This is a genomic window from Pseudomonas fluorescens (assembly GCF_001648775.1).
Taxonomy (GTDB): domain Bacteria; phylum Pseudomonadota; class Gammaproteobacteria; order Pseudomonadales; family Pseudomonadaceae; genus Aquipseudomonas; species Aquipseudomonas fluorescens_M.
This window is the reverse complement of record NZ_LVEJ01000010.1, coordinates 498,107-509,105: the sequence shown is the minus strand read 5'-3', so window position 1 is coordinate 509,105 and position 10,999 is coordinate 498,107. Positions and strand designations below refer to the sequence as shown.

General features: G+C 61.7%; 6 protein-coding genes. All 6 read right to left on the bottom strand.

Going from position 1 to position 10,999, the window contains the following annotated elements; translation table 11 throughout:
• The gene (gene glgX / locus A8O26_RS12315) at window positions 1-2,160 is read right to left on the bottom strand and encodes a glycogen debranching protein GlgX (RefSeq protein ID WP_064118241.1); all 2,160 of its coding nucleotides are present in this window, start codon (window positions 2,158-2,160) and stop codon (window positions 1-3) included.
• A 227-nt stretch (window positions 2,161-2,387) separates the two neighbouring features.
• The gene (locus A8O26_RS12310; protein WP_064118240.1) at window positions 2,388-2,702 is read right to left on the bottom strand and encodes a DUF2934 domain-containing protein; all 315 of its coding nucleotides are present in this window, start codon (window positions 2,700-2,702) and stop codon (window positions 2,388-2,390) included.
• A 27-nt stretch (window positions 2,703-2,729) separates the two neighbouring features.
• Window positions 2,730-5,498 (bottom strand): malto-oligosyltrehalose synthase, encoded by a 2,769-nt coding sequence (locus tag A8O26_RS12305; protein ID WP_064118239.1) that lies wholly within the window; start codon window positions 5,496-5,498, stop codon window positions 2,730-2,732.
• A complete protein-coding gene (gene malQ, locus A8O26_RS12300; protein ID WP_064118238.1) occupies window positions 5,495-7,573 on the bottom strand; it encodes a 4-alpha-glucanotransferase in 2,079 nt (692 codons plus the stop codon). The genes A8O26_RS12305 and malQ overlap by 4 nt, the downstream gene beginning before the upstream one ends.
• Window positions 7,570-9,372 carry a malto-oligosyltrehalose trehalohydrolase gene (gene treZ, locus A8O26_RS12295; protein WP_064118237.1) on the bottom strand — a complete coding sequence of 601 codons (1,803 nt, stop codon included), beginning with the start codon at window positions 9,370-9,372 and terminating at the stop codon, window positions 7,570-7,572. Before treZ ends, malQ begins: the two co-directional genes overlap by 4 nt.
• An 18-nt stretch (window positions 9,373-9,390) precedes the next feature.
• The gene (glgA, locus tag A8O26_RS12290) at window positions 9,391-10,977 is read right to left on the bottom strand and encodes a glycogen synthase GlgA (protein ID WP_064118236.1); all 1,587 of its coding nucleotides are present in this window, start codon (window positions 10,975-10,977) and stop codon (window positions 9,391-9,393) included.
• Window positions 10,978-10,999: the final 22 nt, after the last annotated feature.

Sequence of the window (10,999 nt, the reverse complement as noted above, 5' to 3'; positions counted from 1 at the left end):
TCAATCTTCTTCATCACGTTGCAGTTCAAACAGCAGCAGCGAACGACCGGTAACGGAATATTCATGGCCGAAGTCGAAGCGCTCCTGACCACGAATCGACGGTTGATTGGTGTCGATCATGCAGGTCCAGAAACCGCCATCCGGCACTTCCGGCAGTTTGAAATTGACGATGTCGTGATGGGCGTTGACCACCAGCAGCAGCGTCGCGTCGCCACCCTTGCGGCGAATCCCGGTTTCCTGCGCGCGGCCATCGAGCAGCATGCCGAGGCAACGGTTGTGCGCGTCATGCCAGTGTTCGGTGGTCATCTCGGTGGCATCCGGGGCGAGCCAGGTGACGTCCTTGACGCCGATGTCTTCGTTGTACTCGCCGACCAGAAAACGCCCGCGACGCAGGATCGGATAGGCCAGACGCAGCTTGATCAGGCGTTTGACGAATTTCAGCAGCGCCTTGCCGTCCTCGCTGAGGTCCCAGTTGACCCAACCGATGTCGCTGTCCTGACAGTAGGCGTTGTTGTTGCCGTCCTGGGTACGGGCGAATTCGTCGCCGGCGACGATCATCGGTGTACCTTGGGCCAGCAGCAGCGTGGCGAAGAAGTTGCGCATCTGCCGATGGCGCAGCGCGTTGATTTCGGGATCGTCAGTCGGGCCTTCGACGCCGTGGTTCCAAGACAGGTTGTTGTTGCTGCCGTCCTGATTGTTTTCGTCGTTGGCTTCGTTGTGCTTGTCGTTGTACGAGACCAGATCGTTGAGGGTGAAGCCGTCGTGGGCGGTGATGAAGTTCACCGACGAATACGGCCGCCGTCCGCGCTGATTGAACATTTCGCCCGAGGCAGTCATGCGGCTGGCGAAGTCGGCGACCTGGCCGTCGTCACCTTTCCAGAACGCGCGCACGGTGTCGCGGAACTTGTCGTTCCACTCGACCCAGCCCGGCGGGAAGTTGCCGACCTGATAGCCGCCGGGGCCGCAGTCCCACGGCTCGGCGATCATTTTCACCTGACGCAGCACCGGGTCCTGACGACAGGCGACGAGGAAGCTGTGACGCTCATCGAAGCCATCGTGATAGCGCCCGAGAATGGTCGCCAGATCGAAGCGGAAACCGTCGACGTGCATTTCACTGGCCCAGTACCGCAGCGAGTCGGTGACCATTTGCAGCACGCACGGGTGACTCAGGTCCAGCGTGTTGCCGGTGCCGGAATCATTGATATAGAAGCGCTTGTCGTCGGGCATCAAGCGGTAGTACGAGGCGTTGTCGATGCCGCGCATCGACAGGGTCGGGCCTTGCTCGTTGCCCTCGGCGGTGTGGTTGTAGACCACGTCGAGGATCACTTCCAGATTGGCTTCGTGCAGGTGCGCGACCATCTCCTTGAACTCGGCGATCTTGCCGCTGGCCAGATAGCGCGGGTCCGGGGCGAAAAACGCGATGCTGTTGTAACCCCAGTAATTGGTCATGCCTTTGTGCAGCAAGTGCTGGTCGTTGACGAAGGCGTGAATCGGCAGCAATTCGACGGTCGACACGCCGAGTTTGCGGATGTGTTCGAGCACATCGTCGACCATCAGACCGGCGAAAGTGCCGCGCACGTTTTCCGGCACCGAGGGGTGACGCATGCTGATGCCGCGCACGTGGGTTTCATAAATGATGGTCTTGTCCCATGGCACGCTGACGCGATGGTCGTTGCCCCAGGTGTGCGCCGGGTCGATGACTTTGCACTTGGGCACGAAGGGCGCGCTGTCACGTTCATCGAAACTGAGGTCGGCGTCGGGGTGGCCGATGGTGTAGCCGAACAGCGCTTCTGACCACTTGAGCTGACCGACCAATTGTTTGGCATACGGGTCGATGAGCAATTTGTTGTGGTTGAAGCGGTGACCGTTGGCCGGGTCGTATGGACCGTAAACACGGTAGCCGTAGATCAGCCCCGGGTGCGCATCGGGCAGATAGCCGTGGTAAATCTCATCGGTGTATTCGGGCAGTTCGATGCGTTCGATTTCGACTTCGCCGGCATCGTCGAAGATGCACAGTTCAACCTTGGTGGCGTTGGCGGAAAACAGGGCAAAGTTGACGCCCAGGCCATCCCAGGTCGCACCGAGCGGGAAGGGCAGGCCTTCACGAATTCTCGACGGCTCGGCGTGCGTGGCGGGTTCGGCTTTCTTTGGACGGGTCATGATTGCTCCTGCAAAAATCGGGGGTAGTTCGGTTAACACTGTTTCCCCTGTGGGAGCGAGCCTGCTCGCGAAGGCGGAGTGTCAGTCGACTTCAATGTTGAATGGCAGATCGCATTCGCGAGCAAGCTCGCTCCCACAAGGGATTTGTGTATTTCTTCAGGGCGAGTCAGCCCACGGTGGCGAGCGAGCCCGCCACACATTCATTCAGTTCAATAATCGGTTTAGCGTCAGATCGCCGAAGGCTTCTTCGGCGCCCGAGGCTTTTTCTCGGCGGCTTTTTCGCCCGGGGGAATCACTTTGGCGGCACTGGTCGGTTTGGCTTTGGCCGCAGGTTTCGGTTTGGCGGCCGGGGCCTTGACCTCAGCGGTCTTGCCAGCGGTTTTGCTGCCCGCCGCTTTCGGTGGCTTCTTCGGTGCCAGCGCTTCCGCTTCTGCCAGCTTGCGTGCCATCTCCCAGTGGCGCGCCTCCTGACCTTCGGGCTGACCTTCCGACTCCCAGATTTGATAGGCGAATTCGCGAATGCGTTTATCGTCGGTACTCATCGCAATGCTCCTGAACTGAACTGATGCTTACGTTAAGTGTTGGATAAAGAGATTGACCGGGACATCCCCCAGCGCGTCGCTGATATTCAGCTCCCTGTTTTTTGTGACTGCACCGCTTGAAAAAAGTCCCTTCAGGTTTGTGTCAGAGGCGGCGAACGGTAAAACCACCCGCGTATCGCCCCAGCGCAGCGCATCGACCTGAGGTACAGCACCGTTTTCCAGCAGGCTGGCGCAACGGATCGGTACGATCACGATGGCCTGTTTCCCCTCATGCTCACGGGTAAACGCGAGCACGTTGTGCGCCTGACTGCCGAGCACCTCCAGCGCCTGATAGGTGCCGCGCCGGAACAATTCGGCATGCTCGACGCGCAGGTTCAGCACCTCGCTGATCAAAGCTTGCTTGATGCGCCCGTCACGCCAGTTCGCCAGCAATTCCACAGGTGGCAGTTGCTCCTGCAAGGCCTGCTCGCGAGCGGGGTAATCCACCGGCCGGCGGTTGTCCGGATCGACCAGGCTGAAATCCCAGAACTCATTGCCCTGATACAGATCCGGCACCCCCGGCACGGTCATGCGCAGCAAGGTTTGCGCCAAACCATTGAGGGCACCGGCAGCAGCAATACTGTTGACGGTCTTGGCCAGCGCCGCGCGCAGCAGTTCGCCTTCTGCACCGGTGAGCAATCGCTCAGTGAAGGCCTGCGCGGCGTTTTCATAGGCTTCGTTCGGCGCACTCCAGCTGCTTTGCAGCTTGGCTTCACGCAGGGCTTTCTGTTGCCACTGCCAAATGCGTTTGGCGTAGTCGGCAAACCCGGCCTGATCGGCTTCGTGCAGATCCAGCGGCCAACTGCCGAGCAAGGCTTGATAGAGGATCAACTCATCGCCGCTCGACGGCTGTTGATCGTCGCTGCGCACCGGCCGGGCGAGGGCGCGCCACAACTCGATCTGCTCGGCGTACCAATGGCTGCGCTCGCTGAGCACGGCGAGCCGCGCGCGGGTGTCTTCGCCGCGTTTGTGGTCGTGGGTCGCGGTGGCCAACAAGTTGTCGGGAAACTCGCTGAGGCGCTGTTGATTGACCGCATGGAAGTCGCTGACCGGTGCGCTGAACTGCTCGGTGTTGTAGCCGACATCGTTACGCGACAGCAGCACCGCCGAGCGATACAGCGCGGTGTCTTCCACGGCTTTGGCGGCGGCCGGCGAGGTCAGTTGCTGAAAACGGACGCAGGCGTGTTTGAGGATCTTGCGTGAGCGCCCGCGCGGCTTGCGTCGCCACGGCGTGCCACCGAGCCACGCCGCTACACAGTCGAGCACTGACCAATCGGCCTCGCTCAGCGTTTGCCGAGCGCCGTCCATGGCCTGCTGGAAAAACACCTCGTCTTGCGCCGAACGGCCCATGGCGCTGATGTACGTGCGATACACCGGGAAGTGCACGATCAACGCCTGCAACACTCGGCGGATCGCACCGAGGGTCAGGTCGCGGGTCATCAAGTCATCGCGCGCTACTTGTAGCAGGGCCTGGGCGACGCTTTCGCAATCGCTGGCCAGTGAGCCGTTGAGAATCTGCTGGCGCGCCAGTTGCGCTTCTTCGATGAACGCCGCCGGGCGTTCGCTGCGCCGTTGCCACAGATCACCGAGCACGTATTCGCCCGCCGGATCGTGTTGCAGCAACGACAACTGATTCATGAATTCATACCCGGTGGTGCCGTCCACCGCCCAGTCGCGGTGCAGGGTTTCCCCGGCGCCGAGGATCTTCTCGACGTAGATCGGCAGATGCCGGCCCGGTGCAAGCAGATCGACACGGCGGCGCAGTTTGCGGCAATAACCACGCGGATCGGCGAGGCCATCGATGTGGTCGATACGCAAGCCGTCGACCAGGCCTTCGCTGATCAACTGGAAGATTTTGCCGTGGGTGGCTTCGAACACCGCCGGGCGTTCGACGCGCAGCCCGCCGAGTTCGTTGATGTCGAAGAAGCGCCGCCAGTTGATGTCATCCGCCGCCGTACGCCAACTGGCGAGGCGATAGCTCTGGCGTTCGAGCAACTGATGCAGCTTGGCGAAGCCTGCCTCGGTGGTCGAGTCGTATTGCTTGAGGTTGTTGTGGATGGCCTCGGCGATTGCCGTTTCAGTCGCCAGTTGCCGCAACTCGTCTTTCAGCGGCTTCGCCAGTGAATGGGCGTCGGTCTGATAGCTGAGGGTGCTGAAGCGATCGGCCAAGGGCTTCAGCGCTTCCTCGGATTTGAGCAACTCGCCGTAATCGTTCGGGCAGATCGGGAAGTGGTGGTCGTAATGTTCGACGTAAAAGCTGCCGGTCTGCGCGTTGAACAGCAGTTTCAGCGTGCCTTCCTGCAACGCCACACCGTAATCGCTGCCGAGAAACGGCAACAGCAATTGACCTTCCATCAATGGGTCGGGCGAATGCCACTGAATGTCGAAGAACTCGCCGTAAGGGCTCAGGCGTCCCCACTCCAACAGATCCAGCCACCACGGATTGTCTTTGCCACCGACCGCCATGTGGTTGGAGACGATGTCGAGGATCAGCCCCATGTTGTGTTGGCGCAGGGTGCTGACCAAACGCCGCAGCGCCGCTTCACCACCGAGTTCCGGATTGACTTGCGTCGGGTCGACCACGTCGTAGCCGTGCATCGATCCGGCCCGCGCCGCGAGCAGCGGCGAGGCATAAATGTGGCTGATGCCGAGGCGGGCAAAGTACGGCACCAGCGGCACCGCGTGTTCGAGGGTGAAGCCTTTATGAAATTGCAGGCGCAAGGTCGCGCGCAGCGGCTGAATGAGCGTTTGGTTCATTGGTCACGCTCGGCAGCCTGAAGCCTTGCGCAGGCGAGTAATTCCAGGCGGCGCGCCGCATCGGCATCATCGAGCAGTGCTTCACTGGTGCCGGGCAAACGTCGCGACCAGTTCGGATGGGCATCAATGGTGCCAGGAAAATTTGCTTGCTCGTTGATGCCCAACGCATCCTCCAGCGGCAACAGCACCAGTGGTGCGCGGGTGTGGCCGAGGAAACGCACGCTGGCATCGACCACTTGATCGGCCTCGTGGGATTCCTCGCGAAAGTTTTGCGGGTCCTGACTCAAGGCGCTGCGCAAGCCTTCGCGCTCACGCTGGCGGTGCTGGCGCCATTCGATTTCGCCATTGGCATCGACAAACCCCAGGCGCGCATTCCAGTCGATGTCGCGGCCATGCCACCAGCCGTTGAGCGTCGGCAGGTCGTGGGTGCTGGTGGTCGCCAGCGCGTTGTCCGGCCAGTCGAGAATCGGTTTGAAATAGGTGTTGTCCTGTTCGAACAGCAGCACGCGCATGCCGAGCATCGCCCGCGCACTGAGTTTTTCGCGCAGGCCGTCGGGCACGGTGCCGAGGTCTTCACCGAGGACGATGGCTTGATGACGATGGGATTCCAGCGTCAGCAGGCGCAGCAGATCGTCCACCGGGTAATACAGGTACGCGCCATCGGCCGGGGCGGCGCCGTTGGGGATCACCCACAAGCGTTGCAGGCCCATCACGTGGTCGATGCGCAGGCCACCGGCATGGGCGAAGTTCGCCCGCAGCATGTCGATGAAGGCGCGAAAGCCGTTGCGGATCAGGCCTTCCGGGGAGAACGCGGAAATCCCCCAGCCCTGACCGGAGCGATTGAGAATGTCCGGCGGCGCGCCGACGGTGAGCGAGGCGAGTAATTCATCCTGGAAACTCCAGGCCTGACTGCCGGCACCGTCGGCCCCGACGGCGAGGTCGGCAATCAGGCCAATGCCCATGCCGGCGCTGCGTGCAGCGGTTTGCGCACGTTCCAGGCAGCGGTGGATCAGCCATTGGCAAAAAGCGAAGTAGCCGATGCGCTCGGCGTATTCCTCGGCGAACGCTTCCAGCGCGGCACCGCGCGGGTCGTGCCAGTGCTCCGGCCATTGCCGCCAGTCGAGGCTTTCGCCACGGGCGGCGCGCATTTCCTGAATGGCTTCGAAGCGGCAGTGGTTTTCCAGCGCTTCGCCGCCGGCATGGCGGAAACTGGCGAAGTCCGGGTGCAACGGGTGATCGCCAGCGATGAAGCCTTCGTACAAGGCTTGCAGCAGTTTTTGTTTGGCGTCGGCCGCGCTGGGCCAGTCGATCAGTTTCAACGCTTCCAGTTGCTGGAACTGCTCTGCGAGACCGGCGGCATCGATGGCATCGCGCAGGGCGCGTTCACCGAGAATCGCGCCGGGCGCGGCATACAGCGAGTTAAGAAACAAGCGGCTGGACGGCGAGTAAGGGCTGTAGCGTCCGGTGTCGGCGCTGAACATCGCGTGCAGCGGGCTGATCGCCAACGCCTCCGCGCCACGCTCACCGGCCACCCGGGCCAGTTCTTCCAGTGCCTGGGTGTCGCCGAAACCGCCGTCGCCGGGGCGGCGCAATCCATACAGTTGCACGCTCAGGCCCCAGGCGCGGGGAATCGGATTATCGACCGCATCGCCGACGCTGAAGCAGCGCTCGGGGGCCACGGCCAAGGTGAAATACTGATCGGCGATGTGCACTTGCTGATAACCGACCGGAACCACGCCGGGCAGAATGGCTTCGCTGTCCAGTTTGAGGTTCAGGCGCGAGCCGTCTTCAAGATGAATTTCACACGGGGTTTCTGGCTGGAAATAGCGCGCCAGATCAACGCCGACGCCGACATCGCTGGTCAGCAGCGGCGGCAAGTGGCGGTCTTGTTGAACGGCTTGCAATTCCAACAGGCTGGCATCGATTTCCTGCGCCGTGCTGGCGGGGTGGCCGAGTCCGATAAGGACATTGCGCAGCACCGCCGGGGCGACTTTTTGCGGACGGCCGTTGGCGTCGATCCAGTCGACGGCAAGGCCGGCGCGGCTTGCAAGAATTTCCAGTTGCGCATCGCTCATAGGCGCTCTCCATCCAGAGGTTGCAAAGGGGTTGCGGCCGTGAGGCTGACAAGCGCGCAATACGCGGGCAGTTCGCCCGATTCCGACAGATCGGCAGTGGGTGGCTGCTGAAACAGCCACACGGTCTCGGTCTGTGGAGGGTTGACCACTGGCGTGTCGCTGAGGTTCAGGTCAATTCGCAGCTCGCTGCCATTGCCCAGACGCCAACGCGCGCTGACCGCGCCAAACCCAAGCATATGGGCGCCGAGTGCTTGTGTGCCGGACAGATGAGGAATGATGTATTGATGGCGAAATTGCAGAAGCTTTTGGTACAGCGCGAGGGTTTCCTGCTGCTTTGCGCTGCCCGTGCCGATCAACCTTGGCTGTGAAGCGTGGAAGGTCTGTTCGGCGTTGGGATCGGGAATTTGCTCACGCTTGTGCGGGTCGGCGAAAGCGCTGAACGCGGCGAATTCATTGCGGCGGCCCTCGCGCACCCGTTTCGCCAGTTCGCCGTGGTGGCTGGTGAAAAACAGGAACGGTTGCTCGGCGGCAAACTCGTCGCCCATGAACATCAGCGGAATCATCGGTGACAGCAGCAACAGCACGGTGGCTGCCTGCACGGCACGCGGATCAGCCAGATGATGCAAGCGCTCGCCGAACGCGCGGTTGCCGATCTGATCGTGGTTTTGCAGGAACAACACGAACGCCGTCGAAGGCAGATGCTCACTCGGCTCGCCGCGCGGTTCGCCGTGGCGGGTGATGTGGCCCTGGAAGACAAAGCCCTGACTGAGGCAGCGCACCAGTTGTTCGGTGGGTTGTGCGGCGTAATCGGCGTAATAGGCGTCGGTTTCGCCGGTGAGCAAAACGTGCAAGGCGTTATGGCCGTCGTCGTTCCACTGCGCGTCGTAGTCGTATTCGAGCAGGCTCGACTGATTCAGTTCGTTTTCCACGGTCAACCAGACATGGCGGCTCGGGTCGATCTGCGCGCGGATGCGTTGGGCCATCTCGGTGAGGAAATCCGGGTCTTCGATGGCGTGCACTGCGTCAAGGCGCAGACCATCGAAACGGTATTCGAGCAGCCACATCAGTGCGTTTTCGATGAAGAATTCGCGCACTTCGTCGCGGCGGAAATCGATCGCGGCGCCCCACGGCGTGTGTTTGTCCTCGCGGAAGAAGCCTTTGGCGTAACGATGCAGGTAATTGCCGTCGGGGCCGAAGTGGTTGTAGACCACGTCGAGAATCACCGCGAGGCCATGACCATGGGCGCTGTCGATCAAGTGCTTGAGCTGTTCCGGGGTGCCGTAGGAGGCTTGCGGCGCGTAGGGCAGAACACCGTCGTAACCCCAGTTGCGTTCGCCGGGAAACTGCGCCAGCGGCATCAGTTCGATGGCGGTGATGCCCAGGCCCGCGAGGCGCGCCAGGTGTTGTTCGACTTCAGCGAAACCGCCGAGCGCACCGACGTGCAACTCGTAGATCACCGCTTCGCTCCACGGCCGACCGTGCCAGGCACTGTGGCGCCATGTGTAGGCCAGCGGATCGACGACCACGCTGTGGCGGTCGAGATCGCCGTCCTGCGCTCTGGAGGCCGGGTCGGGCACCTCCAGTTCGCCGTCGATGTTGTAGCGGTAACGCGTGCCCGCCGCACAGCGGGCCTTGATCACGAACCAGCCATCGCCCTGCGGCAACATCGGCAGGGACTGGCCATTGTCCAACTCGACACTGACGTAAAACGCGTCCGGCGCCCACAGCGAAAATTGCGTGTGTTCGGCATCCTGCATGATCGCGCCGTGGGGCCAGGTTTCAGAGGACCGTAACGGCATGGTGGAAAATCTCCCTGGTTATTTGTGGTGCGCTTTACCCAGTGCCTTGGCCACCAGTTGCTCGTAGAGTTCGGCGTACGGTTCAACCGCTTTGCACCAGTTGAACGGCGCAGCCATTGCCCGGCAACGCATGGCGTTGAGCAGCTCAGGGAAGGCGAAAACCTTGAACGCGCGGCTCAGCGCTTCCTGGTAACTTTCGGCAGTGGATTCGTCGAAGAGGAAACCGGTGACGCCGTTTTCAATGGTGTCGGCCAGCCCGCCAGTGTTGCGTGCGACCGGCAGCGAGCCGAAACGCTGGGCGTACATCTGGCTCAAGCCGCAAGGCTCGTAACGCGAAGGCATCAACAGGAAGTCGCTGCCGGCGAACATGCGGCGGGCGTCGGTTTCATTGAAGCCGATGCGCACGCCGATCTGGCCGGGGAAGCGCAGCGCCAGCTCGCGCATGGCTTGTTCTTCTTCCGGTTCGCCACGGCCGATGATCGCGATCTGGCCGCCGTTCTGCACGATGTACTCGGACACCGCAATCGTCAGGTCCAGACCTTTTTGGTAGACCAGTCGCGACACCACAGCGAACAGCGGGCCTTCTGACTCATTCAATTCAAACAGCTCACGCACATGGGCGGCGTTGACCGCTTTGCCTTCCCAGTCACCTATGGCGAACGGTGCGAACAGGTGCGGATCGGTGGCGGCGTCCCAGCTCTCGTCGATGCCGTTGGGGATACCGCTGAGCAAACCTTGCTGGGTCTTGGCGGCGAGAAAACCGTCGAGGCCGCAGCCGAAATCCGGGGTAGTGATTTCCTGCGCGTACGTGGCGCTGACCGTGGTGATGTGGCTGGAATAAGCCATGCCGGCCTTGAGGAACGACATCTTGCCGTAGAACTCCATGCCTTCCTGTTGCAGGGCGTGGTTGGGGATGCCCAGTTCCGGGCAGGAGCCGAGGCTGGTCACGCCTTGATAGGCAAGGTTGTGAATGGTGAACAGGGTTGGCGTGCGCTGACCGCGCCAGTGCATATAAGCCGGGGCCAGGCCAGCCGGCCAGTCATGGGCGTGCACCAGATCCGGGCACCAGTGAATTTGTGCGAGGTTGGCGGCGATGTCGGCGGCGGCCAGACCGAGGCGGGCGAAACGAATGTGGTTGTCCGGCCAGTCGCGACCGTTGTTGGCGCCGTAGGGCGAACCTTCGCGTTCGTACAGTTCCGGGCAGATCAACACATAGATCACCAGGCCGTCCGGCATATCCATGCGCCCTATCTTGCACGGTGGCAATGCCGCATGGCCGCCGAGTTCGCCGATGATGTGGATCGGGTTTTCGCTGTGCATCACTTGCGGGTAACCGGGGATCAACACGCGCACATCGTGCAGGTGCGCCATGGCGCGGGGCAGGGCGGCGGAGACGTCACCCAGACCGCCGGTCTTCACCAGGTCGGCGATTTCCGAGGTCACGAACAACACTTTCTTCTTGTTGGGATTCTGGCTCGCTACCGGAGTCAGCGTTTTGGTGCCGGGGACGTTGATCGATCGGCTGCCGGGAACACTGACGTTGCTCACTTCACCAACAGCCTGCTGAGCACGCTCTCCCTGAATATCCAATGCCGCACTGATCATATGACTCTCCCGTGTTGTTGAT

What these genes read in the sequence shown, in the direction of transcription:
- glgA (WP_064118236.1), bottom strand. Translation starts at nt 10,977, where the DNA reads ATGATCAGTGCGGCATTGGATATTCAGGGAGAGCGTGCTCAGCAGGCT.
- A8O26_RS12310 (WP_064118240.1), bottom strand. Translation starts at nt 2,702, where the DNA reads ATGAGTACCGACGATAAACGCATTCGCGAATTCGCCTATCAAATCTGG.
- glgX (WP_064118241.1), bottom strand. Translation starts at nt 2,160, where the DNA reads ATGACCCGTCCAAAGAAAGCCGAACCCGCCACGCACGCCGAGCCGTCG.
- A8O26_RS12305 (WP_064118239.1), bottom strand. Translation starts at nt 5,498, where the DNA reads ATGAACCAAACGCTCATTCAGCCGCTGCGCGCGACCTTGCGCCTGCAA.
- malQ (WP_064118238.1), bottom strand. Translation starts at nt 7,573, where the DNA reads ATGAGCGATGCGCAACTGGAAATTCTTGCAAGCCGCGCCGGCCTTGCC.
- treZ (WP_064118237.1), bottom strand. Translation starts at nt 9,372, where the DNA reads ATGCCGTTACGGTCCTCTGAAACCTGGCCCCACGGCGCGATCATGCAG.